The 23,630-nt window shown below is 71.3% G+C and carries 17 protein-coding genes; 5 read left to right on the plus strand and 12 right to left on the minus strand.

Going from position 1 to position 23,630, the window contains the following annotated elements; genetic code table 11:
- Position 1 precedes the first annotated feature (1 nt).
- The 3 genes from AB0M73_RS05415 to AB0M73_RS05425 form a co-directional block, all read right to left on the minus strand.
- Positions 2–1,531, minus strand: a complete 1,530-nt coding sequence (locus AB0M73_RS05415) for an FAD-dependent monooxygenase (RefSeq protein ID WP_363887154.1) — start codon at positions 1,529–1,531, stop codon at positions 2–4.
- Between the two features lie 111 nt (positions 1,532–1,642).
- Positions 1,643–2,668 (minus strand): class I SAM-dependent methyltransferase, encoded by a 1,026-nt coding sequence (locus tag AB0M73_RS05420; RefSeq protein ID WP_363887156.1) that lies wholly within the window; start codon positions 2,666–2,668, stop codon positions 1,643–1,645.
- An 87-nt stretch (positions 2,669–2,755) separates the two neighbouring features.
- Complete coding sequence (locus tag AB0M73_RS05425) at positions 2,756–4,327, minus strand: MDR family MFS transporter (RefSeq protein ID WP_363887159.1); 1,572 nt, start codon at positions 4,325–4,327, stop codon at positions 2,756–2,758.
- A 168-nt stretch (positions 4,328–4,495) separates the two neighbouring features.
- Here AB0M73_RS05425 and AB0M73_RS05430 point away from each other — a divergent pair, with 168 nt between their 5' ends.
- From AB0M73_RS05430 to AB0M73_RS05445, 4 genes are read left to right on the plus strand one after another with little or no spacing between them, the layout of a single operon-like run.
- Complete coding sequence (locus AB0M73_RS05430; protein WP_363887162.1) at positions 4,496–5,656, plus strand: cytochrome P450; 1,161 nt, start codon at positions 4,496–4,498, stop codon at positions 5,654–5,656.
- 1 nt (position 5,657) lies between these two features.
- A complete protein-coding gene (locus tag AB0M73_RS05435) occupies positions 5,658–6,827 on the plus strand; it encodes an LLM class flavin-dependent oxidoreductase (RefSeq protein WP_363887165.1) in 1,170 nt (389 codons plus the stop codon).
- 8 nt (positions 6,828–6,835) lie between these two features.
- Positions 6,836–7,858, plus strand: coding sequence for a methyltransferase (locus AB0M73_RS05440; protein ID WP_363887168.1), 1,023 nt, complete (start codon positions 6,836–6,838; stop codon positions 7,856–7,858).
- Positions 7,855–8,352 (plus strand): MarR family transcriptional regulator, encoded by a 498-nt coding sequence (locus AB0M73_RS05445; RefSeq protein WP_363887170.1) that lies wholly within the window; start codon positions 7,855–7,857, stop codon positions 8,350–8,352. Before AB0M73_RS05440 ends, AB0M73_RS05445 begins: the two co-directional genes overlap by 4 nt.
- Here the strand turns inward: AB0M73_RS05445 and AB0M73_RS05450 are convergent.
- From AB0M73_RS05450 to AB0M73_RS05475, 6 genes are all read right to left on the minus strand, one after another.
- Positions 8,339–8,881, minus strand: coding sequence for a hypothetical protein (locus AB0M73_RS05450; protein ID WP_363887172.1), 543 nt, complete (start codon positions 8,879–8,881; stop codon positions 8,339–8,341). The two genes, AB0M73_RS05445 and AB0M73_RS05450, sit on opposite strands and share 14 nt — an antisense overlap.
- 14 nt (positions 8,882–8,895) lie before the next feature.
- A complete protein-coding gene (locus AB0M73_RS05455; protein WP_363887469.1) occupies positions 8,896–9,642 on the minus strand; it encodes a PIG-L deacetylase family protein in 747 nt (248 codons plus the stop codon).
- Between the two features lie 83 nt (positions 9,643–9,725).
- Positions 9,726–12,773, minus strand: coding sequence for a BTAD domain-containing putative transcriptional regulator (locus tag AB0M73_RS05460; RefSeq protein WP_363887174.1), 3,048 nt, complete (start codon positions 12,771–12,773; stop codon positions 9,726–9,728).
- Positions 12,774–12,783: 10 nt separating this feature from the next.
- On the minus strand, positions 12,784–14,421 hold the full coding sequence (locus AB0M73_RS05465; RefSeq protein ID WP_363887177.1) for a hypothetical protein: 1,638 nt from the start codon (positions 14,419–14,421) through the stop codon (positions 12,784–12,786).
- 208 nt (positions 14,422–14,629) lie between these two features.
- Complete coding sequence (locus tag AB0M73_RS05470; RefSeq protein ID WP_363887180.1) at positions 14,630–16,198, minus strand: hypothetical protein; 1,569 nt, start codon at positions 16,196–16,198, stop codon at positions 14,630–14,632.
- A gap of 13 nt (positions 16,199–16,211) precedes the next feature.
- A complete protein-coding gene (locus AB0M73_RS05475; RefSeq protein WP_363887181.1) occupies positions 16,212–17,735 on the minus strand; it encodes a hypothetical protein in 1,524 nt (507 codons plus the stop codon).
- A 149-nt stretch (positions 17,736–17,884) separates the two neighbouring features.
- Between AB0M73_RS05475 and AB0M73_RS05480 the strand changes: the two genes are divergently transcribed.
- Complete coding sequence (locus AB0M73_RS05480; RefSeq protein WP_363887183.1) at positions 17,885–20,680, plus strand: BTAD domain-containing putative transcriptional regulator; 2,796 nt, start codon at positions 17,885–17,887, stop codon at positions 20,678–20,680.
- Here the strand turns inward: AB0M73_RS05480 and AB0M73_RS05485 are convergent.
- From AB0M73_RS05485 to AB0M73_RS05495, 3 genes are all read right to left on the minus strand, one after another.
- Positions 20,668–21,297, minus strand: a complete 630-nt coding sequence (locus tag AB0M73_RS05485) for a response regulator transcription factor (protein WP_043729967.1) — start codon at positions 21,295–21,297, stop codon at positions 20,668–20,670. The two genes, AB0M73_RS05480 and AB0M73_RS05485, sit on opposite strands and share 13 nt — an antisense overlap.
- On the minus strand, positions 21,290–22,261 hold the full coding sequence (locus tag AB0M73_RS05490; RefSeq protein WP_363887186.1) for a histidine kinase: 972 nt from the start codon (positions 22,259–22,261) through the stop codon (positions 21,290–21,292). Before AB0M73_RS05490 ends, AB0M73_RS05485 begins: the two co-directional genes overlap by 8 nt.
- A 221-nt stretch (positions 22,262–22,482) precedes the next feature.
- Positions 22,483–23,397: a UbiA family prenyltransferase gene (locus AB0M73_RS05495; RefSeq protein WP_363887188.1), complete on the minus strand. Its 915-nt coding sequence runs from the start codon at positions 23,395–23,397 to the stop codon at positions 22,483–22,485.
- Positions 23,398–23,630: the final 233 nt, after the last annotated feature.

Raw genomic sequence — 23,630 nt, forward strand, 5'->3', positions numbered from 1 at the left:
GCTATGCGCGAGCGGTCCCGAACCAGGTTCGCAGCGCGGAACGCAGCGTCCGCTGGTCGTCCTGCGGGTGCGCCGCCGTCGGCGCCACCCATGCCACATAGCCGTCCGGTCGGACCAGAAGCGCCTCGGCGGCAAGGGATCGTTCGCAGTGCGCCGTCACGATCTGGACCCGGTCAGCCCAGCCGGCCCCCGTCGAGCGCAGGTCCGGCCGACCGGCGATGTCGAGCAGCAGCGCCTTGCCGGCGCGTAGCAGTTTGGCCAGCGTGGTCTGCCCGTTCTCGGTCTTCAGCGCCAGATTGGGCGCGAAGGCGCCCAGCAGCGGATGCGGCCGCTGCTCGTCCGATCCGACGTCGTAGCGGACGTTCACGCAGGTGATCAGCTCGGTGAGATAGCGGTTGGTCTCGTCCAGCAGCATCAACTCGGCGAACATCTCCCGCAGCGGGGTCACCCGCGGGTCCGGGTTCATCAGCGCCACCTGAGCCCTCGTGTTGTGCAGCACCCGGGCCGCCACCGGATGCCGTTCGTCGGAATAACTGTCCAGCAAGCCGTCCGGCGCCCACCCCTGCACCGCGGCCGCCAGTTTCCAGCCGAGGTTCACCGCGTCCTGCAACCCGAGGTTCAGCCCCTGCCCGCCGAACGGCGCGTGCACGTGGGCGGCGTCGCCGGCCAGCAGCACACGGCCGTGCACGTAGCCGTCGGCCTGCCGGCTGTTGTCGGTGAACCGGCGCAGGTGCTGGGGGTCGGTCAACGTCAGCCCAGTTCCCGTCACCCGGCGGAAACTCGCCTGGAAATCGGCCAGCGTCACGGGGATGTCGCGATCGGCCGGCGCGCCGTCGAACTCGATGAGCAGGATGCCGCTGCCCGCGCCGCCACGCAGCATCGCCCCGCCGGGCGTGCGCTGCCATCCCGTCGGCAGGTCGTGCGGCTCCACGATCGTTGCCCGTCCGACGTACGCGGTGACGGTGGGATCGTTGCCGGGGAAGGGGATTCCGGCGGCCTTGCGCACCTTGCTGCGGCCGCCGTCGCAGCCGACCAGGTATCGGGTGGTCAGCTGGTGGACGCCGGACGGGCCGTCGACGTCAATGGTCACGCCGTCGTCGTGCTGGCGCAGCCCGATGACCTCGTGGCCGGTGCGGATCTCGGCGCCCAGTTCGACGGCCCGCTGCTCCAGCAGCTGCTCGATCCGCTCCCGGGTGTTGACCAGCGCGTAAGGGTGGTCGCTGTCCAGCGTGCCCAGCTCCAGCAGGGTCAGGCCGGCGAAGTGGGTGCCGGACATCACCCGGTGCTTGCCGGCCGGCGCCGGCCGGTCGGAGGCGTTCATGAACTGTTCGAGCATTCCCCGCCGGTCAAGGGTTTCCAGGGTGCGGGCGTGCATGCCGCGCACCCCGTCGGGCAACTCGGCCCGGTCGGTCAGGCGCTCAAGCACCAGCGACCGGACGCCGGCCAGCTGCAGCTCGGCGGCCAGCATCAGGCCGACCGGGCCGCCGCCGGCGACCACCACGTCGTAGTCCGGAACTGCGTTCTGGTCCATGTGCTCATCTCCGTCTGCGGTCACAAGATCGGGCTGTCGCCACTGTCGTCCGGTCCGCTGTCACCATGCGCACGGGCCGCTGACACGTTCGGGAGCGAAAGTTGGCTCGGGTCAACGGGTCGCGCGGATCACACGGTGCTGCACGCCCGGCTTGGCGCATACCGCGACGTCGGTGAAACCTTGTTCTGTCAGCAACTTCTCGTAGGCTGCCGTCGAGTGGGCCTCGCCTTCGGCGGTCCACAGCAGCATCAGCAGCGAGATGAGCTGGGCCCCGTAGTTCCGCTCCGGCGGGGCGTCGCCGGTGGTGAAGCCGACGATCACCAGCTGTCCGTCCGGCTTGACCGCGGCCGCGGCCCGGGCCAGGAGCTCCGCGGCCCGCCGCTCGGAGAACTGGAACAAGAGGTTCCCCAGCACGACAACGTCGTACGGGCCGCCGAGCGGAACCTGGAAGGCGTCGCCGGCGATGGCCTCGGCGCGCCCGGCCAGCCCGGCCCGCTCGGCGTTGCGGGCGGCGATCGGCAGCACCTCGGGCCAGTCCAGGCTCCAGACCCGGCCGGCGGGCAGGAGTTTCGCCACCGCGAAGCCGAAAAGGCCGTGTCCGCAACCGATATCGAGCACGTCCAGGCTGTCTCTGCGCTCCGCCCACGGTCGCAGCTGGTCGGCCAGGAAGGCCGCCCCGGCGTCGGTGGCGAACGTCGCGCGCTCGGCGAAGTCCTGCCAGAACGGGAAACCCGGCGCCTCGGCGTCGGCTTCGGTGACCGGGCCGCCGGAGCGGACCGCCTGCGTGAGCCGGCCGAGCGCGTCCCACTCCCACTGGCTGGCCGCCACCTGGACGCCCGCGCCGACGTAACCCTTCGCGGTGCTGACCAACAGGTCGTGAGCGCCGTCCGGCAGGGCGAAGCGGGGGCCATCGGTGACCAACAGGCCGACGGCGGCCAGCGCGCCCAGCAGAATGCGCGCCCCCCGCTCGCGGACGCCCAGTCGGGCGGCGACGGCGGTCGCGTCGGCCGGCTGCTCGGCGAGGGCGTCGAACACCCGCAACTCCAGCCCGGCGCGCAGCAGGGCGGTCCGGCGATAGGCCAGCATCGTGTCGATCAGGGACTCGCGGGTGAGCGGCGCCGGCGGCGACTGGGTCATGTTGCTCCCTTCAAGGGCACCGCAAAAAGATGTCCACCGCATCTCGAGAGGGGGTCGAAACGCGGTGGACATCCGGGACGGCCGGGACTACTTTGCCCCGGCCCGCTTGCGCAGCGGCAGCTCCTTGAGCAGCAGCGCCATCACGAAGGCGACAACCAGCACGGCCGCCGTCACCTGGAACACGGTGTCCGCCGACTTGACGAAGGCGTCCACCACTTCGGTCTGCAGTGCGGCCGGCAGCGCACGGACCTGCGCCACGTTGGGCGCCCCGTTCGCGCCGATGCCGGGAATGCCCGCCGGCATGTTCACCGCGAGCCGGGCGGTCAGGATGGCGCCGAACGCCGCCGCCCCGAACGACTGGCCCATGGCCCGCGTGAACGAGGTGGCCGACGTGGCCGAGCCCATGTCGCCGGGGTCGACCGAGTTCTGCACGGCCAGCTGCGGAATGCCCATCACCTGGCCGAGGCCCAGCCCCAACAGCACCAGGTACAGGCTCAGCGTGGTGGCCGAGGTGTCCGGCGCGAGCAGGCTCATCAGTCCCATCGCGATCGCGGCCAGCCCGGTGCCCACGATCGGGAACACCTTGTACTTGCCGAACTTCGACACCAGCCGGCCGGCGACGATGGAGGCGATGGCCATGCCGACCGTCATCGGCATCAGGTGCAGACCGGCCGACGTCGGGCTCAGCCCGTCGGCCAGCTGGAGGTACAGCGTGATGTAGACGATCGAGCCCATCATCGCGAAGCCGATGATGAACAGCAGCACGCTGGCCGTGCGGAACACCGGCAGCCGGAACAGCCGCGGCGGGAAGATCGGCTCGCTGGCCTTGCTCTCCCACCAGAAGAACGCCACGAACAGCAGCACGGCGGCGACCGCGAGCGACACGATCTGCGTCGACGCCCAGTCGTAGAGGTTGCCGCCCCACACCGTGACCAGCAGGGTCGCGCACACCGCGCCGACGATCAGCGCCGCGCCGAGGAAGTCGATCCGATGTCCCCTGCGGCGCACCGGCAGCGTGAGCACCGCGGTCACCACGACCAGCGCGAACAGGCCGATCGGCAGGTTGATCCAGAACGCCCAGCGCCACGACGTGGTGACGGCGAACAGGGTGTGCGCCTCGGTGAAGAAGCCGCCGGCGAACGGGCCGGCCACCGACGCCACCGCCATCACCGCGACGCCGAGACCGGAGTACCGGCCCCGCTCCCGCGGCGGGATCATGTCGGCGATGATGGCCATGACCAGGCTCATCATGCCGCCGGCGCCCAGGCCCTGGATGGTGCGGAACAGGATCAGCGAGCCCATGCCGGAGGCCAGCCCGCACAGCGCCGAGCCGGCCAGGAACAGCACCAGCGCGAAGATCAGCACCGGCTTTCGGCCGTAGAGGTCGGAGATCTTGCCGTACAGCGGCATCGACGCGGTCACCGCGAGCAGGTAGACCGTGACCACCCAGGAGATCTGGCTCAGGCCGTGCACCGGGTCGAGATCCTTGACGATGGTGAACAGCGCCGTCGACACCACGGTCTGGTCGAGCGCGGCCAGTAGCAGGGCCAGCATCAGGCCGATCAGCACGGTCCAGACCTGGCGCTTGCTCATCGCCGGCGCCTCGAAGGCCGGGGGACCGCCGCCCGGGGGCGCCGCGGCAGTGGTGGATTCAGGCATCGGTGGCAACTCCTCGATCGTGGCCGGGGTTGTGCCCACCATCGACGCCGCCGCTGTCAGCACGCGCACAGCGCGCTGAGACGTCCCGTCCACCGTGCTTCGATCGCGGCTCTAGCCGACCGGCCGACGCTCGGTCGCAGCCACCATCCCCACCACCGAGGGCGGACCATGACTGCGATCGACAGCCGGACGCTGCCGGAGCCCTTCAGTCCCGAATTCGTGCCGGACCCCTATCCCACCCTGGCCGCGCTGCGGGCCACCGAGCCGGTCACCAAGGTGCAGGCCGCGTTCCTGATGAACCCGGAGGCGTGGCTGGTCACGCGATACGACCTGGCCAAGCGCGTGCTGTCGGACCCGAGGATCGGCCGCCGGCACCCCGACGAGGAGGGGCCGCTGAACTTCGACAGCGACCCGCCGGACCACACGCGGCTGCGCAAGCTGGTGCAGCAGGCCTTCACCCACCACCGGGTCCAGGGGCTGCGCACGGCGATCCAGCGGATGGCCGACGAGACGATCGACGCCTTCGCCGGCGCCGGCACGGCCGACCTGATGGAGCAGTTCGCGTTCGCGCTGCCCATCGCCGTGATCTCCGAGCTGCTCGGGGTGCCGGCCGACGAGCGCGCCGACGTCCGGCGCCGGACCGCGAAGTTCGTCGACGGCGAGCAGATCGAGCCCCGCATCGAGGCCTTCAAGCTCACCTACCCGTACATCATCGAGCTGGTCGCCCGGAAACGGCGCAATCCCGGCGACGACCTGACCAGCGCCCTGGTGGCCGCCCGCGACGGCGAGGACAAGCTGGAGGAGACCGAGCTGGTCACGCTGCTGATGACCGTGCTCGTCGCCGGCTACATCACCACCACCAGCCTGATCGGCAACGGGATGTACTCCCTGTTCACCAATCCCGACCAGCTGGCGCTGCTGCGGTCGAAGCCGGCGCTGCTGCCCACCGCGGTCGACGAGTTCCTGCGCTACCAGACGCCGTTCTCCGCGGTGGCGACCTTCCCCCGTGAGGCCATGTCCATCGGCGACGTCCAGGTGCAGGCCAACGACTGCGTGCTGGTCTCGCTGCACGCGGCCAACCGCGACCCGGCGGTGTTCGCCGACCCGGACCGCCTGGACATCACCCGCGACCCCAATCCGCACCTGGCGTTCACCGCCGGCATCCACCGCTGCCTCGGCGCGCCGCTGGCCCGGATGGAGGGTGAGATCGCCATCGGCACCCTGCTGCGCCGGTTCCCCGACCTGCGGCTGAGCGGTCCGGCGCAGTGGCGTGGCCTGGGCATGCGCGGCCTAGATCAGCTGCCCGTCGAGTTCACCCCGGTGGCGTGACATGCGCTTCTCGCTGATCCATTTCCCGCGCTCGCCCGGGCCCCACGAGGACGGGGCGATCATCGACTCGATGGTCGAGCAGTCGCTGTGGGCCGACGAGGCCGGTTTCGACGGCATCTTCCTGCCCGAGCACCACTTCACCGGCTACTCGCCGATGAGCAGCGACCCGTTCCAGTTCGCCGGCCACCTCGCGCCCCAGCTGAACAACGCCTACCTGGGCATCGCCGTCGTCGTCGTGCCCGCCCACCACCCGGTGCGGCTGGTGGAGCAGATGAACCTGCTCGACCAGCTGACCAAGGGGCGGGTGATCTTCGGCGTCGGCAGCGGAGGCTTGGCCGAGGAGGTCATCGGCTTCGGCGTGAGCATGGCCGACCAGACCGGCACCATGCTCGACGAGAACCTCGACATCGCGATGCGCTTGTGGGCCAAGCAGTCCCAGGACCCGCCGGTGACGTTCGCGACCGACTACTACCGGGGCTCGGTGGTGGACCGGATCATGCCCGCCTCCTACCGGAATCCGCACCCGCTGCTGGCCGGCGTGGCCATGCGGGAGCAGAGCATCCAGCGCACCGCCCGTAACGGCTGGCCCGCGTTCCTGGCTTCCTTCGGCGGCCACCAGAAGCTGGTCGGCCGGCTCCGCTCGTACCGGGAAGCCCTTGCCGCGGCTGGACATTCCCCTGAGGTGCTGGCCGACTGCATGGGGTGGACCACGCTGAGCCTGCAGTGCGTGCAGATCTCGGAGACCGACGAGCAGGCCCACGCCGACCTGATGGTCACCCTGGAGGGCATGCAGCGCACGCACGAGCGGCGAGCCGCCTTCTACCGGCAGGCCAGCGAGATCGCCGGCGTGGACCCGACGCTCAAGCGGCCCAGCTACACCAGCCAGGAGTACATCGACGCCTGGTGCGTGTACGGGACCCCGGACCGCGTCGCCGAGCAGCTGCGGCCGTACGTCGAGATGGGCGTCGGCAACCTGATGCTGTCGTTCAACAACACGCACTACGACGACGAGGCCCGCAAGGTCAGCGAGAAGTCCCTGCGGCTGTTCACCGAGGAGGTGATGCCGCGGTTCCACGACGTGCCGACCCCCGTCGATCCGCTGGAGATCGAGCTTGACGTGCCCGCCGACCGCGGCGACCCGCAGTCCCGGCCCGGGCCGAGGATCGACTAGGAGGCACCATGAAGATCACCCCGAAGATGGCCAAGGCCTCGGTCGCGGTCGGCCGGCTGAGCACGGTTTTCGCCCAGGCCAAGGTGTTGCACAGCGCCGTCGAGGTCGGCCTTTTCGATCTGCTGGCGTCGGCCGAGGCCACCTCTGACGAGATCCGGGACCGGCTCGGGCTGCATCCCCGGCTGCTCGGCGACTTCCTGGATGCCTTGGTGGCGTTGGAGTTGGTCGAGCATACCGACGGGCTCTACCGCAACACCGAGGCCGCGCAGGAGTGTCTGGTCACCGGTGGCCCGGTGTACCTCGGCGACACCATCATGGCCACCAGCGCCAAGCACTACCAGCTGTGGGGCCTGCTCACCGACGTGCTGCGGGACGGCAAGCCCCGCGGCGCCGGCGGCCCGGAGGCGTTCAAGCGGCTGTACGGCAACCGTGACGCGGCGCGGAAGTTCTTGTCCCACATGGACTCTGCCCACGCCACGATCGGCCCGCAGTTGGGCGAGTTCGTCAAGTGGGACCAGTACAAGTCCTTTGTGGACGTCGGTGGCGCGCGTGGATCCGTTGCCGCCGACCTCGTCGACCGGCACCCGCACCTGACCGGCGTCGTCTTCGAACTGCCGCCAGTGCAACCGCTTTTCGACGAACACGTCGTCGCTCGGGGTGTCGGAGACCGGGTCGGCTTCCACGCCGGCGACTTCTTCGTCGACCCGCTGCCCGAGGCCGACGTGGTGATCCTCGGCCATGTGCTGCACGACTGGGAGGCCGACGACCGGCAGAGGTTGTTGGAGCGGGCCTTCGCCGCCGTGCGGCCCGGCGGCGCCGTCGTGGTCTACGACCAGATGCTCGACGACGAGCGGCCCGACCTGCCCACCGTGTTGGGCAGCCTCCAGGTCGCCCTGGTCACCGGTGGCTCCGAGTACACCGTCTCGGACTGCCGTGCCCGCGTCGAGAAGGCCGGCTTCCGCTACACCGCCGGCCGCCGGATCACCAGCATCGGCAACGACTACGTGCTCGTGGCCGAGAAGGACCGATGAGCACGACGGCGGTCGCCGGCCCACCCGGCGACCGCCGCCTTCCCTCGGTCGATTCCGCGCCGATCCACCCGATCCCACCCGAGGAGCTCGCCCGCTTCGCCCGCCTCTCCTGCGAGCTCGCCACCCTCACCGCCCTCCGGCGGACCCGGTCCGCCGACCGCATGGGCCTGTCCGCCATCGACCACAAGGTCTTCGACCTGGTCGCCCTCAGCGATCCCCCACTGACCGCAGGCCGCATCGCCGAACTCACCGGCCTGACCACCGGCGCCGTCACCGGCGTCCTCGACCGACTCGAACAGGCCGACCTCGTCCGCCGTGCCCGCCACCCCCACGATCGTCGAAAGGTGTTGGTGCTAAGCCGATCCCCGTCGTCCACGGCACCGCTTCAGGCCCTGCTCGCCGCCTTTTCCCCCACCGAGCGGGCGGTCATCCAGCGCTACCTGGCCCTCCAGCTCGAACAGCTGCGCGTCGAGACCGCGGTCAATCCGGTGTGACCTCCAGGCGTTCCCGGAGGCCGGCGGCCATGCCGGCGATGGTGGCGAAGTCGAAGAACCCGCCGAGGGTGTCGGCGAGGCGGCGATGTTTCACCGGGCCCAGCCGGAGGCGGAGGAGGACCCGGGTGCGGGTGGTGTCCAAGGGGCGCAGGGTGATCGACCAGCTGACTAGGGTGTGGCCACGGCGCGAGGTGTAGACCAGGGTGTGGGGCGGCTGGATCGCCGCCACCTCGAACGTCTCGTCGCGGCCGTAGTCGGGGATGACGTCGCCGACGGCCAGGGTCGTCCAGCGCGGGTCGAGCCGGCGCAGCGCGCGGCGGCGTGGAGGCAGGAAGCGCTCGACGGCGCGGGGGAAGTACCAGCCGGCGCGGCGTTTGCCGAGCTGGACCAGCCACGGCCAGACGCTGTCGGGCGGCGCGTCGACGGTGAAGCCGCGGTCCATCACGACGTCGGCGGGGGAGACGATGTCGTCGCCGGGTCGCGACTCTGCGCGCTCGGCGGGCGTGGCCCGGACGGTGTGCTCGGTCATGACCTCGCCTCTCGTCAGAACTCCGGCGGCGCCTGGAGGTCGTGGGCGCGGAACAGGACGGCGTGCTCGACGTCCAGGGCTTTGCCGCCCATCGCCGCCAACTTCGGGATGAAGTCCGCGGGGGCGGGATGGTTCGGCAGGGCGGCCAGGTACGCGCCGTGCGCCTCCAGCGAGGCGATGCCGCGGCGCAGCGGCTCGCCCGTGACGTCGACGCCGTGCGTCGCCGAGCCGCCGAGCCCCGTGACGATGAACCAGCGCGCGGAGTGCGGTTCGAGGCCCTCGTCGTCGATCTGCTCCGGGAAGACCCAGCGGTTGCCCGCGTCGCGCACCGCGTCCAGGGTCGCCAGCCCGGCCGCGCGATGGTCGGCCTGGTCGAAACCGAACGGCGTCTCGACCTCGTGACTGCCGCCCAGCACGACGTCGGGCTTGAACCGACGGATCTCGCGGCAGATGTCCCGGCGCAGGTCGAGGCCGTAGACGAGCACGCCGTCCGGGTGTTCGAGGATGGTCAGGTGACTGACGCCGACGACCGCGCAGGCGGCCCGTTGCTCGGCGACCCGCAGGCGAGCCGTCTCCTCGGGCGGGTTCGGCATGCCGGCCTCGCCCCGCGTGAGCAGGAGGTAACCGACCTCGATGCCCCGTGCGGTCCAGCGGGCGACGGCCGCGGACGTGCCGTACTCCATGTCGTCGGGATGCGCGACGACGCACAGCACGCGCCGGAAGGACGCCTCGGGGAGGGCAGGCAGTGTCATGCCGCCCATCCTCGCCCAGGTCACACCGTCAGGGAATCGCCGCGCCGGGGCCGGTCGAGAACCAGGCGTCCTCGGCCGCCCGCTGGCGAGACCTAGGGGGACACGACCGCGGCGTGGAGTTCGTACTGCTCGCGGCAGCCGAGGGCGGCGAAGGTCTCGGCGGCCTCGGCGCGGGCGGCCATGGCGTCGGAGTAGCGGCCGCGGCGGTCGTCGAGGTCGGCCTTGACGGTGAGGGTCCGGGCATGCCAGAGGGGAGCCTGGATGCGGCGCCACTGGCGGAGGGACTCGGACACGTAGGTCTCGCAGGCGGACAGGGAGTTCTGGGCCAGGCAGAGCTCGGCGAAGGTGCGCAGGGCGAGGGCCTGGCCGAAGTCGTCACGCAGGTCGCGGCAGGTGTCGAGGGTCCAGTCCAGCAGGGCCTTGGCCTCCTCGTGCTGGTCGGCCCGGATGAGGGACTTGGCCAGCGACAGGCAGGCGTAGGCGCGGCTGAGCCGGCCGCCGAACTCGGTGAGCAGGGTGTGGGCGCGCCGGCAGTAGTCGACGGCGGGCGGGATGTCGTCCTGGGCACGGTGGATCAGGCCGAGGTTGCGCAGGGCGAAGGCCTCGGCCTGGCGGTTGCCGGAGGACTGGGCGAGAGCCAGGGCGGCGCGGGCGGCGTCGGCGGCGGGGGAGAACTCGCCGAGCTCCAGGTGAACCCGGGCGATGACGTTGTGGAGGTAGACGAGCGCGGCGGCGTCGGACTCGGCGGTGAAGGTCGGCAAAGCCTGCTGGCACAGGGAGATCGCCTCACGGAACCGGCCCTGTTCACTGTGGACGGTGGCGAGCCCGGCGCGGGCGGTGGCCAGGCCCTGGGCCTCGCCTTCGAGCTCGAACTCCTCGATGGCGCGGGCGAAGTACTGGCCGGCCTCGGCCAGGGCGTCGCGCTCGTAGGCCAGTTCGCCCAGCCGCACCAGCAAAGGCGCCCGAGCCGCCCGGTCGTTGACCCGGCTGACGGCGTCGACGGCGACCTGCTGGGCCCGCAGCCAGTCCACGAAGTGGTTGCGGGCGGACAGGAAGGACAACAGGCTGGCGGCCAGCGCACAGGCGTGGGTGGCCAGCCCGGCCGCGGCGGCCTGGCCCACCACGGCGGCCATGGCTTCCTGCTCGGCTTCGATCCAGTTCTCCGGGTCCGTGACGGCCGCCAGCACGGCGTCCTCGGGCGGCTGCCAGCCGTGGTCGTCGGGCAGCGGCACGGGAAGCACGCCGAACAGCATCGGCGTCTCGACCCGGCTGACCATGATCTGCCAGCCCGACATCACCCGCAGCAGCAGCGCGGCCTGCTCGTCGGGCTGCTCCTCGGCCAGGGCCAACTCGCGCCCGTACACGCGCAGCAGGTGGTGGATGCGGTAGCGGGGCTGCCCGGTCTGGTCGGAGCCGATGGACTCGACGAGGTAGTGCGTGAGCAGCGTCTCGATGACACGCTCCACAGTGGACGCCGGAACGTCCAGCACCGCGGCCAGCATCCACGTGCCGAAGGAGGGCGCGTCGAGCATGCTGAGCCGTCGGAACGCGCACCGGCCGACCTCGGGCAGGCCGTCCAGGCCCAGCGCGATGCTCGGCCGCACCCGCAGCTCGCCGGCGTCGAGCACGTCGAGGCGTTCGCGTTCCCCGGCCAGCCGCCGTTCCAGCTCGCGTACGGTCCACTGTGGATGGAGGGCCAGCTTGGCGCCGGCGGTGCGGACCGCCAGCGGAAGGTGGCCGCACAGTTCGACGATGTGCTCGGCGGTCAACGGATCGGCCGTCACGCGGTCGGCGCCGGCGGTGGTGCCCAGCAGCGTCACGGCGTCTGAAGTGGACAGTGGTTCGAGGTGGACCCCCGCCGCGGCGGGGAAGGCGACCAGCCGTCGGCGGCTGGTGACGATGACGCCGCAGGCGGAGCCGCCGGGCAGCAGCGAGTTCAGCTGGGCGAGCGTGATCACGTTGTCCAGCAACAACAACACCCGGCGGGCGGCGAGGCGGCTGCGGAACAGGTCCAGCCGTTCGTCGGCCGACGCGGGCACCTCCTGCGGCGGCAGCCCGGTGGCGCGGAGGAAGCGGGCCAGGATCTCGCCCGACGACGTGCCGGCCCGCTCGGAGGCGTCCAGGTCGACGTAGAGCTGGCCGTCGGGGTAGGTCGACCGCACCCGGCCGGCGACCCGGATGGCCAGGCTGGTCTTGCCGATCCCGGACGGGCCGCTGATCACCACGACGGGCATCACGGCCGGGCCGTCCTGGGGCTTGGTCAGCACCGCGCACAGCGCGTCGCCCTCACGGTCCCGTCCGGTCAGGTCGCGGATGTCCGGCGGCAGCTGGCCGGGCACGTTCCACACCGTCGTCGGTGGCGGCGCAGGTGCCATGGCCACGGCCGCGGGGGCGTGCAGGGATTCGTCGCTGCGGAGAATGGCTTCGTGCAGCTGCTGGAGGTCCCGGCCCGGCTCCAAACCGCGCTCCGCCAACACGATCCGGCGTCCCTGGTGGTAGACGTCCAGCGCTTCGTACTGCCGCCCGGCTTGCACCAGCGCGTGCATCAGGTGACCACGTAACCGTTCCCGCAGCGGCTGTTGGGCGACGAGCCGCGTGAGGTCGGCGACGAGGCCGGCCCCCGCGCCGGCGGCCAGGGTGGCCTCGGCCCATTCCTCCACGGCCGTCCAGCGGATCTCCTCCAGCCGCTCGGCTTCCGCCTGTAACCAGAGGCCGGTGGTCTCGGCCAGCGCCGGCCCACGCCAGCAGGCCAGGGCGTCGCGAAACGCCGCGGCCGCCGCGACGTGCTGGCCGTCCGTGGCCGCGGCCCGGCCGGCGCGCACCAGGTCCTCGAACTGGGCCAGGTCGACCGTCCCGGCCGCGTCGATGAGGTAGCCCGGACTCCGGGTCACGATCGTCACGTCGGCGCCGGCCTGCTTCAAAGCCTTACGCAGGGCCGAAACGTAGCTCTGGAGCACGCCGGGTGCGGTGTCCGGCGGCTCCCCGTCCCACAGCACGCGCTTGAGCTCGTGCACGGCGACGGCGCGGCCCCGGGCCAGCAGCAGGGCGGCGAGCAGCGCCCGTGGCTTCGGGCCGCCGATGGGCAGCGACCGGCCGTCCGCGCACACCTCGACCGGCCCCAACACACGAAACTCGATCACAAGGACTCCGTCAGCGCTCGGGTGGCGTCGGCAGCGGCGGGCCGTCGAGCTGGGTGAGGGTGAGCAGCACGAGGGCGTCGGTCCACACGAGCGGCGCCACCGACGTCGGTTTGCCGGCCGGGTCGACCTGTTCGGCGAGTTCTCCCAACACTGTGCGGTGATCCAGGATCCACGCCAGCAGCCGGCCGGCGGTGTCGGTGTGGCCGACGCCGGCGAAGGCCAGCGCGAGTGTCGCGGTCGACGGCGTCCAGGCGTTCGGCCAGTGCTGGGCCGCGTCGTCGCCGGGGCTGATGCCGCCGCCGGGCCGGGCCAGTGCGGCGTGCGTCGAGTCGAGGGCGGCCGCCAGGTCGGGCGGGGGCTGGTTGAACGGCGGGGCCAGGAAGGCGATGGCCGAGTCCCGGCCGTGCCGGCCGTCGGCGGTTCGCGGGTAGCCCAGGGGAGCGAAGTGCCGCCGGATGCCGTCGGCGAGGCGGTCGCCCGCGGCCTGCCACGCGTCGGAGTCGGCGGTGTGGCCGCTGCGGCGGGCCAGGTCGGCGGAGGCCCGCAGGCCGGCGAGCAGCGGAGCTGCGGTGCCGATGGTGGTGGCGGTGCTGGGCATCTCCCAGTAGTCCGGGCCCGGCGGCGGCAGGCCTTCGTCGTCGAGCGCGTTCACGGCATGGCGGGTTGCCTTGCGCACCATGGGATACAGCGCGGCCAACTGCCGATCATCGCCCGCCGCCTGGTGCCACTGCCACACCGACCACGAAACCCAGCCGTTGGCGTCCAGTTGCCATTCGCGGTCGTCCGGCGGCCCCGAGCCGTCGAGCTCGGTGCGCGCGTCCCACGTGCCGTCGGAGCGCTGGGTTCGGGCGTTGTAGGCCAGGATCCGGTACGCCTCATCGGTGTGGCCGGTCGCGGCGAGCGCGGTGACGACGGCGCTGGAATCCCTTGGCCACGAGTACTTCCAGGCGTCGACCCAGGCCGCGGCGACGGCGCCGCTGGGCTGGAGGAGCGCGCGGATGGACAGCAGGGCCCGCGCGGCGGCCGCTCGCTGCTCGGTGGTGCGCCCGGGAACGCGGCCGCGGGCCAGCCATGCCCGCGATGCCGCCACCGACCTGACCGCGCCGAGGTCGGCGGCGGGCACGGTGACCGGCTCGGTCGCGTGCTCGGGCAGATAGCGCCATTCACCGCTCGGCAGCCGCAGGACGTTGCTGTCCGGGACGTAGGCGGTGCCGTCGGCTTCCGCCGGACTCACCGCGACCGTGGTCGTGCTGCTGGTCGTCCCATTGGTCAGCAGACCGGCCGTGAGCAGGCCGGACGGGCCGAGCGGGTCCATCCCGAACGTGAGGCGGGCCCCTGCTTCGCACGGGTGCCACCCGTCCCGGTGCTGCCATGACGGCGGGAGGTCGGGCCGATCGGCGTCGATGCCGCTCCAGGCCACGTCGTCGGCGGCGTCGACCGCCTGCACGACGAGGAAGTACGTGCGGCCCGCGATCGTGGCGGCGTCGAGGTGGAAGCTCACCCAGCCTTCGCGCGATTCGCCGAGCACCGCCAGGTCGAGCCGGGCGTCGGCCACCGTGCTGGCGGGGTCGTGGAGGTCGGCGCGGACCTGGGCGTGCAGGGCACCGGTGGCGGATTCGCTGACGAGGTGCACACTGGCCACAGCCATTTGCGCCGCCGTGGCGGTGAACTGCTGGGCTGCCGCACGTTCCGGTCCGTTGACGAGAAACAGCCGACCCAACGCGCACCCCCCAGTCGCGAGACATACCGCGGCTGGAGGATGACATGTGCCGATGACGCGCGCATCACTTGGTCATCACGCACGGGAAGGCGGGCCCCGGACCTGGGGAAGTCCGGGACCCGCTTGGTGTGGTCGGTCAGCCCAGATGGCCGCCCAGGCTGACCCACGAGTGGTAGGTGGTGTGGGGCTGCTGCCAGCTGGAGATGACGTCGTTGCCGGTCGCTTCGGCGAACAGCGCGCGGTCGCCGGGGTCGCCGACGGCGGTCACGTTCCCGGTGACGAGCGCGCCGAGGCTGACCCACGATCCGTACGTGGTGTCGGGCTGCTGCCAGGTCGTGAAGACGCTGCCGTTGCTGCCTCGGGCGAACAGCACCCGCGAACCGGAGTCGCCAACCACGGTCACGTCACTGCTGATGCTGCCGCCGAGACTGACCCACGAGACGTAGCTCGTGTCGGGCTGCTGCCAGGTACTGATCACGTCGCCACCGGTGCTTCGGGCGAACACTGCCCACTGTCCTGGTGAGCCGACGGCGGTGACGTTGCCGGCGATCTGGGCGCCGAGGCTGACCCAGGAGTGGTAGTTGGTGTCGGGCTGCTGCCAGCTGGTGACGACGTCGCCGCCGGAGCCGCGGGCGAACAGGACCCGCGAGCCCGAGTCGCCCACCACGGTCACGTCGCTGCCGATGTTGCCGCCGAGGCTCACCCAAGGGCCGTAGGTGGTGTCGGGTTGCTGCCAGGTCGTGACGACGTCGCCGCCGGCCCCACGGGCGAAAAGGGCGCGGTCCCCGGGTGCGCCGACCACGGTCACATTGCCGGTGATGTTGCCGCCCAGGCTGACCCAGGGCGTGTAGGTCGTGTCGGGCTGCTGCCAGGACGTAACGACATTGCCGTTAGGCGCCCGGCCGTAGAGCACCCGCGAGCCGGAGTCGCCGACCACCGTGACGTTGCCGGTGATGTTGCCGCCGAGGCTGACCCAAGGGCCGTAGGTGGTGTCGGGTTGCTGCCAGGTCGTGACGACGTCGCCGCCGGCCCCACGGGCGAACAGCGCCCGCTGTCCGGATGCGCCGACCGCGGTCACCGACGAGGACGCGCCGGCCGAGCTCTGCGCTATGACCGCGTTGAGGATGGTTTGCGCGTCGTTGGCGTTCGGCGCGTACCGGTCCGGGAAGCCGGAGCCCTCGACCGCCTGGGCGACGTCGCCGACCTGGTGGGTCTCCCAGTTGCCGCCGTCCGGCCACGGGTAGCCGACCATGGTGTTGAGGAACCAGCCGACCGCGTAGTTGACGTCCTCGCGCTGGGCCGGGGTGCCCTTGCCGCTGGTCATCTGGAACAGGCCGACGCTGGTCCCGTCGCCCCCGCTGACGTCGAACAGCTCCGACTCGACGATCGCGGCGCAGATCTCGATCTGGGCGGCGTGGGTGCTGAAGCCGCGGGCGATCGTGTTCTCGTAGATCGCCCGGGCACAGGAGGCCTGGTCGGCCGAGATCCCGGCGGCCAGCTTGGCGGTCAGCCGGCCGCGCACGGCGTCGGCGATCGCGCTGTCGCGGGCGGTGGGCCCGCCGCCGAAGCACTGGACGTGCGGACCGATGACGTTGACCTGCTGGGCCGAGCTGGGCTGGGCCGTGGCGACGCCGGTCAGTCCGCCCATGGCGATCATGGCGAGTCCGGTGACGACGCCGAGGCGGCGCGTGGTTTCGGTGTTCACGGTGTCCCCCTGGTCAGTTGCCGGCGAGGTGGCCGCCGAGGCTCACCCACGAGTGGTAGGTGGTGTCGGGCTGCTGCCAGCTGGAGATGACGTCGTTGCCGGTCGCTTCGGCGAACAGCGCGCGGTCGCCGGGGTCGCCGACGGCGGTGACCTTGCCGGTGACGAGCGCGCCGAGGCTGACCCACGATCCGTAGGTGGTGTCGGGCTGCTGCCAGGTCGTGAAGACACTGCCGTTGCTGCCGCGGGCGTAGATGACGCGGGATCCGGAGTCGCCGACGACGGTGACGTCGCTGCTGATGCTGCCGCCGAGGCTGACCCACGAGACGTAGCTGGTGTCCGGCTTCTGCCAGGTGCTGATGACGTCGCCGCCGGTGCTTCGGGCGAACACCGCCCACTGACCGGGCGCGCCAACCACGGTGACGTTGCCGGCGATCTGGGCGCCGAGGCTCTGCCACGGGGTGTAGTTGGTGTCGGGCTGCTGCCAGGACGTCACGACGTCGCCGCCGGCGCCGCGGGCGAACAGCACGCGGGATCCGGAGTCGCCGACCACTGTCACGTCGCTGCCGATGTTGCCGCCAAGGCTGACCCAGGGCCCGTAGGTGGTGTCGGGCTGCTGCCAGGTGGTGACGACGTTGCCGTTGGCCCCACGGGCAAACAGGGCGCGGTCGCCGGGTGCGCCGACCACGGTCACGTTGCCGGTGATGTTGCCGCCGAGGCTGACCCACGGCGTGTAGGTAGTGTCCGGGTTCTGCCAGGACGTAACGACATTGCCGTTAGGCGCACGGCCGTACAGCACGCGGGAGCCGGAGTCGCCGACGACGGTCACGTCGCTGGTGATGTTGCCGCCGAGGCTCACCCACGGGCCGTAGGTGGTGTCCGGCTGCTGCCAGCTCGTCACGACGTCGCCGCCGGCGCCACGGGCGAACAACGCACGCTGTCCGGATGCGCCGACGGCGGTCACCGATGAGGAGCCGGACGGCAGGTCGTCGACGATGTTGACGTACCGCTTGGGGGTGAACGTGTTGGCCCAGGACGCGGGCCAGCTGTCCTCCTTCGCGACCTCGCCGAAGTTCGCCTCCTCCCGCACCACGGGCTGGGTGTGCGCGCCGTCGAACCAGCGGACGAACAGGGCGATGTGCTGGGTGTCGCTGTCCTGGCGGTACAGGGCGTCGCCGGGCTTGAGGTCGGACCGGGCGATGGTCGTCATCATGGGCGGCAGCGAGTACGTCGTGTAGGCCTGGTCCAGGTGCCAGGCCATGGACACGAAGCCCGAGCAGTCCGAGCGGTAGCTGCCGTACTGGTTGGAGTACGGCGAGGTCTGGCTGTACGGCACCTGCGCGTCGATCCAGGACTGCGAGCGGGTGAGGACCTCGCTGCGGGTGATCTGCCCGTTGACCGTCGAGGCGGCGGCCGTCATGGTGTGCGGCGCGGACGGGGCCGCCAGCGCGGGGACGGCGACCACCGTGAGCCCGGCGGCCACGGCGATCGCGGCGGCGAAGGAACGGCATAACAGTCTGGTTCTGGTTGCGGAAGACAAAATCGGATCCCCCCTGGCTCTGGCATGTCCACCCCGTGGTTCCGGGGACGGGGACGACGTTAGGAACGGCCGCTGCAAAGGGGCTGCAAGCGCCTTCAAGAACGCTGTGAGGGCCGCCGGCTCGACGCGTGACCGGAAGCTGTGGCACGGTGAACGCTGAGCGTGACTACCTGGGGGTGTGCGTGACGGCGGGCTGGGACTTCGGCGTCCTGGGGGCACTGCGGGTCCGTCGGGACGGCGAGTCGTTGGAGATCCCGGCGGCCAAGCTGCGGGTGCTCCTGGTGTCGCTGCTGACGAACCCGAACCGAGTGGTTCCGGTGGAGCGGCTGGTGGCCGACCTGTGGGACACCGATCCGCCGGCCGGCGCCCAGAACACCGTGCGCAACTACGTCATGCGCCTGCGGCGGCTGCTGGCCCCGGAGCTCATCCTCACCCGTCCCGAGGGCTACCTCCTCGACATCGCCCCCGACTGCGTCGACCTGCACCGCTTCCAGCACCTGACCCGGCAGGCCGAGAAGGACGCGGCCGACGGCCGGCTCGACCGGGCCGGCGAGGCGCTGGCCGAGGCCTTCGCGCTGTGGCGGGGCGAGCCGCTGCTGGGCGTGCCGTCGGAGTCGTTGCGCCGCAACGTGGCTCCCGTGCTGACCGAGCAGTGGCTGGCCGCGGTCGAGCTGCGCCTGGACGTGGACCTCGGCCGCGGCCGCCACCACACCGTGGTCCCGGAGCTGGCCGAGCTGGTCCGCCGGTTCCCGTTCCGGGAGCGGTTCTGGGCGTTGCGGATGCGGGCGCTGGACCAGGCCGGCAAGCGGGCCGAGGCGCTGTCGGCCTACCGCGAGCTCAGCGAGCTGCTGGCCGAGGAGCTGGGCGTCGACCCGAGTCCGTCGGTGCGGGAGCTCCACCAGCGGATCCTGACCAACGCGCCGTCACGGCCCGAGCCGCAGCCGCGGGCGTCGGTGCCGCGCCAGCTCCCGGCCCCGCCGTCGCCGTTCACCGGCCGGCGACGGGAACTGGACGTGCTCAGCGCCTCTCTCGACGCGCGCACGGATGCGATGACGGTGCTGACGATCAGCGGCACGGGCGGCATCGGCAAGACGTGGCTGGCCCTGCGCTGGGCCCACGAGAACCTCGCCCGGTTTCCCGACGGGCAGCTGTTCGTCAACCTGCGCGGCTTCGATCCGTCGGGGCAGCCGATCAGCCCGCAGGCCGCTGTGCGGGGCTTCCTGGCCGCGCTCGGGGTCGCCCCGGCGGAGATCCCCACCGAATGGGACGCGCAGGTCGGGCTGTACCGGAGCCTGGTCGCCGACCGCCGGATGCTGCTGGTGGTGGACAACGCCGTCGAAGCCTCCCAGGTCGCCCCGCTGCTGCCGGGCAGCAGCTCGTGCACGGTGTTGGTGACCAGCCGCGACCGGCTCGCCGGCCTCGTGACGGCCCACGGCGCGCATCCCGTACGCCTGGACATGCTGTCCGACGACGAGGCGCGGGCGTTGCTGGCCGGCCGGCTGGGTTCGGCCCGGCTGGACGCGGAACCCGGCGCCGTCACGGAGTTCCTGGCCCGCTGCGCCGGATTGCCGCTGGCGCTGAGCATCGTCGCCGGGCGGGCCCAGACGCTGCCCGAGTCGCCGCTGTCGGCCATGGCCGCCGAGCTGCGGGACGCGACGACCCGGCTCGGCGTGCTGGAGGAGGACTCCACCACCGGCGTCCGGGTCGTGCTGTCGTGGTCCTCGGCCGCCCTGTCGCCGCGGCACGCGCGCGCGTTCCGGCTGCTGGGGCTCGCGCCCGGGCCGGACATCGGCCTGTCCGCCGCGAGCTGCCTACTCGGGCTGCCGCCGGACCAGGCCGGCGAGACCCTGCGCAGCCTGCAACGGGTTTCGCTGCTGCACGGCTCGGCCACCGGTCGCTTCCGCATGCACGATCTCGTCCGCCTGCACGCCGTCGAGCAGGGCCGCGGGCACACGGACCAGATCGAGCAGGAGCAGGCGCTGCGACGGCTGGTGGAGTGCTACACCGACACCGCGATCGCCGGCGATCGCCTGCTCGCGCCGCACCGTCCGCCGATCGATCCCGGCCGCGGCGGCCTGATGCAGCCGCTGCCCGACGAGGCGGCGGTGATGGCGTGGTTCGACGCCGAGAGCGCCTGCCTGGCGGCGACGCTGCGGTTCGCCGGCGAGCACGGCTGGCACGAAGTCGTGTGGCGGATGGCTTGGGCCCTGGCGGTTTTCTACTCCCGGCGCGGGCTGCTGCACGAGGACCTGAGCGCGTGGCGGGCGGCGCTGGCCTCGGCCGGCCACCTCAACGACCCCGGCAAGCACACGTGGGCGCTGTTGTTCCTGGGCCGGGCGCATGCGCGGGCCGGCGAGCATACCGAGGCGATCGAGCACCTGCGGCTGGCCGAGGTGATGGCCGAACGCGGCGGCGACCGGCGCACGCAGGCCCACGTCCACCACGCGCTCGGCGTGACCTGGGCGCACCGGGAGGAACACCGCCAGGCGCTGGAGCACGCCGCCCGCGCCCTGCATCTGTTCCGGGAGCTCGCGCTGCCGGCGTGGGAGGCCGATTCGCTCAACCAGGTCGGGTGGTCGCTGGCCTGCCTCGGCCACTACGAGCAGGCCCGGACGTCGTGCGCCGCCGCGCTCGTGCTCACCCGCCGCCACCAGAATCCCGAGGGCGAGGCCGCGGCGCTGACCAGCCTCGGTTTCATCGCGCACCGCACCAACCGGGACGGGCAGGCGCTGAGCTACTACGAGCTGGCGCTGCGGCGCTGTCAGGAACTGGACGACGCGTACGAGGAAGCCAACACCCTGGAGCGCATCGGCCAGACCCATCTCGATCTTGGCGACTCGGCCGAGGCCCGCGCCGCGTGGGCCCGGGCGCTGGCCCTGTACACCGCGCAGCACCGCGGAAAAGACGTCAAGCGGATGGAAAGCCTGCTCGCTCAGCCGGGCTGACGGTTGTAGTACTTGTTCACGGCGTCGATGCGGGAGACCGCCCCGAGCTTGCCGAAGACGTTGTACAGGTGGCGTTTGACGGTGGCCTCGGAGATGTTGAGGCGGGCCGCGATCTGGGAGTTGCTCATGGCCTTGGCGGTCAGCTCCATCACCTCGCGCTCCCGGGTGGACAGCGTGTCGGGCACGGGATTGTCCTTGCTCATCAAGGACTCCCGGGACACCGACAGGATCACCTGGTCGGGGTGGCGGGCGGCGCTGCGCACGGCGGAGAGCAGTTCCAGCCGGGTCACGCTCTTGAGCAGGTAGCCGCAGACGCCGAGGCCGACGAGGCGGTTCACCAGGGCCGGCTCGTCGTGCATGCTGAGGATGATGATCTTCGTTTCCGGGCTGACCTGGCGGATCCGGGCCGCCGTCTCGGTCACGTGGGCGCCGGGCATCTCGACGTCCAGCAGCACGACATCGGGCCGCGTCTGCTGCACGACCTCGACGCCGGCGGCGCCGTCGGCCGCCTCGCCGACGATGCGGAAATCCTCCTCGAACTGGAGGATCTGCTTCACACCGTCGCGAAACAGCGCGTGGTCGTCGACGAGCACGACCCTGGTCGGCGCCTCAGGCATCGCCGTCCGCCGCATGTCTGAGCGGGATGAGCAACTCGACCCGGGTGCCCCGCCCCAGCTGGCTCGTGATGACGATCTCCCCTTCCAGCAGTGCGGCCCGCTCCCGCATCGAGCACAGGCCGGCGTTGCGCATGCCCTGCTTGCACGCCATGTCGACGCCGACGCCGTCGTCCTCGATGAACGCGTACAGCTCGTTGGGCGTGATGTTGACCTGGATCAGCAGCCTGCCGGCCTTCGAGTGCCGCACCGCGTTGCGGCCGGCCTCCCGGATGATCAGGAACGCCTCGCCCCTGATCTCCGAGGACAGGTTGAACTCGTCCCCGTTCACCCGCAGCGCGTACTCCATGCCGGCCGGCTTCGCGCTGTCCAGATAGCTGCGCAGCGAGCTCTCCAACCCGCCCTCGGGCTCCCAGGTGCGCAGGTCCGACACCAGACGGCGGACGTCGCCCAGGGTGTGCCGCAAGGTCAGCTCGGCGCCGCTGGTCCACTCGTCGGCCCGGTCCGGCTGGGTCGGCCGCAGCGCCGTGGCCAGTTCGATCTGCCGGTGCGCGGCCGCCACGTTGCCGCCGATGCGGTCGTGCACCTCGCGGCTGATCCGCTTGCGTTCCCGCAGGTGCGTCTGCTCGATGCTCTCCAGCAGAAAGCCCATGTACGAGCTGGAGGCCATCCGAATGCGCTGGGAGACCAGCTTGTTGGTGGCCAGGGCCAGGGCCAGCACGTCGTGCGGCGATTCGACGATGTCGGCCACGGTGGTGGTGATGGCCTCGAACAAGGCCATCGCGGCGCGCAGCGACTCGCTGGGATGGATGTTGTTGGACGCCCGCGAAACGCCGATGTCCTTGGACAGGCCCAGCCCGAGCGCCGGCTCCCCGCGCAGCGACCGCGCGATGTCGGAAATGATCCCCCGGGCCTGCCGGAAGCATTCCTCCTGGGTTCTCGGATCCTGCAGGAGGCGGCTTCCCATGATGCTTAGTTCAGCTTCGTAACGAACAATGACGGCGTCGCACTCTCGGTCGAGAATGTCCGCCACCTCGCTGGCCGACGACGTTTCCACTGCGGACTCCCCCCACACTGCCCGGTGAACGCCGCCCCCTCCCCGTTGCGAACAGCGTCACCGGCCAACTGTAACAGGGCGGGTTGTATAGGTGAGGTGCACTGATAACGAGTCTGTGACAGTCAGGTTAACTAGATGGACATAACGGACAGAGTAGCGGCGTATTGCGTGGCCATGAATGCCCGATACGGGTGACGTGCGTTGGACCCTTGCATCCCTTGGCGACCCTTCAGTGCGAGGAAGGCGACACAAAGGGAACCGATCAGCATTACCAGGGCCGGGAAACGCAGTGTGGGGATCCACAGCCACGCCGCGGCGGTAAACGATGTAGACACGGAGAGTGCGCATCCGGCCACGACAATGCGGGCGATCCGCTCGCCGCACACCAGCACCAGCGTCCGCCGTCCGGCCGCCGCGTCGCCCTCGGTGTCGGAGAAGTCCTTGGCCACGGAGCCGACGCCGCCCATCCACGCCGACATCGCGGCGGCGAGAAGCAGCAGGTCAGGGCTGGCGAGACCGCCGCCGCCGAGCAGGTGGCCGGCCAGGAACGTGAGCGCCCCGCCCAACGCCGCGACGACCGCCGCCCCCAGGCAGTGCCGCTTGAGCGCGATGCCGGGTGCGGAGTAGGCGTGGCCCAGCGCCAGCATGGCCAGCACTAGCAGCGCGAACAGCGATCCGATGAGCACACCGGTCACGATCGCGGCGATGGCGAACCCCTGGCACCATCTCAGCGCCGTGACCCGGGACAGCTCGCCGCGGGCGATCGGGCGGTCCTTGTGCGAGGCCCGGTCCTCGACGATGTCCGAGGCGCCGTTGAACAAATACACGTACATCACAGCGCAGCCCCACGACAGCGCTCCGAGCAGCAGCGTTTCCGATCGGACGCCGTGCAGCCACGGCGTCGCCAGCGCCACGCCGGCCAGCAGTCGAACAAAAAAGACGAACTGCACGACGGGCCGGGCCTCCGACAGGCAGTCCCGGAACGTGCGGGCCATGGGCGTGAGCGGCAGCCGGAGCCGGCTGGGGGCGGTCAGGTCAACGAACACTGTGCGTCTCCTCGATCACCGTGTGTGTGCGAAGGTTCACCAAGAATGCAATGTGTGCCTGATTTGCTGCGGTCGGTAACGTGGTGCCTGGCGGTTGTTGTCGCCGCCATAGATCTATCCGCGGCCGGCGTGACCAAACAGCGCCCTCGGACGTAGCACCGCTACAACCTTCGACTCATACCCTGTTGATCCTCCGATTAATTGCGAAAGAAGTGTCGATCACTTAATAGGGG

Origin of the sequence: Kutzneria sp. NPDC051319, from assembly GCF_040682195.1 — a bacterium.
Taxonomy (GTDB): Bacteria; Actinomycetota; Actinomycetes; order Mycobacteriales; family Pseudonocardiaceae; genus Kutzneria.

Coding starts and splice junctions, on each gene's coding strand:
- AB0M73_RS05455 (WP_363887469.1), bottom strand. CDS start 9,642: ATGGGCGGCATGACACTGCCTGCCCTCCCCGAGGCGTCCTTCCGGCGC.
- AB0M73_RS05425 (WP_363887159.1), bottom strand. CDS start 4,327: ATGCCTGAATCCACCACTGCCGCGGCGCCCCCGGGCGGCGGTCCCCCG.
- AB0M73_RS05485 (WP_043729967.1), bottom strand. CDS start 21,297: ATGCCTGAGGCGCCGACCAGGGTCGTGCTCGTCGACGACCACGCGCTG.
- AB0M73_RS05435 (WP_363887165.1), top strand. CDS start 5,658: ATGCGCTTCTCGCTGATCCATTTCCCGCGCTCGCCCGGGCCCCACGAG.
- AB0M73_RS05490 (WP_363887186.1), bottom strand. CDS start 22,261: ATGGGAAGCCGCCTCCTGCAGGATCCGAGAACCCAGGAGGAATGCTTC.
- AB0M73_RS05450 (WP_363887172.1), bottom strand. CDS start 8,881: ATGACCGAGCACACCGTCCGGGCCACGCCCGCCGAGCGCGCAGAGTCG.
- AB0M73_RS05465 (WP_363887177.1), bottom strand. CDS start 14,421: ATGGCTGTGGCCAGTGTGCACCTCGTCAGCGAATCCGCCACCGGTGCC.
- AB0M73_RS05445 (WP_363887170.1), top strand. CDS start 7,855: ATGAGCACGACGGCGGTCGCCGGCCCACCCGGCGACCGCCGCCTTCCC.
- AB0M73_RS05430 (WP_363887162.1), top strand. CDS start 4,496: ATGACTGCGATCGACAGCCGGACGCTGCCGGAGCCCTTCAGTCCCGAA.
- AB0M73_RS05440 (WP_363887168.1), top strand. CDS start 6,836: ATGAAGATCACCCCGAAGATGGCCAAGGCCTCGGTCGCGGTCGGCCGG.
- AB0M73_RS05420 (WP_363887156.1), bottom strand. CDS start 2,668: ATGACCCAGTCGCCGCCGGCGCCGCTCACCCGCGAGTCCCTGATCGAC.
- AB0M73_RS05415 (WP_363887154.1), bottom strand. CDS start 1,531: ATGGACCAGAACGCAGTTCCGGACTACGACGTGGTGGTCGCCGGCGGC.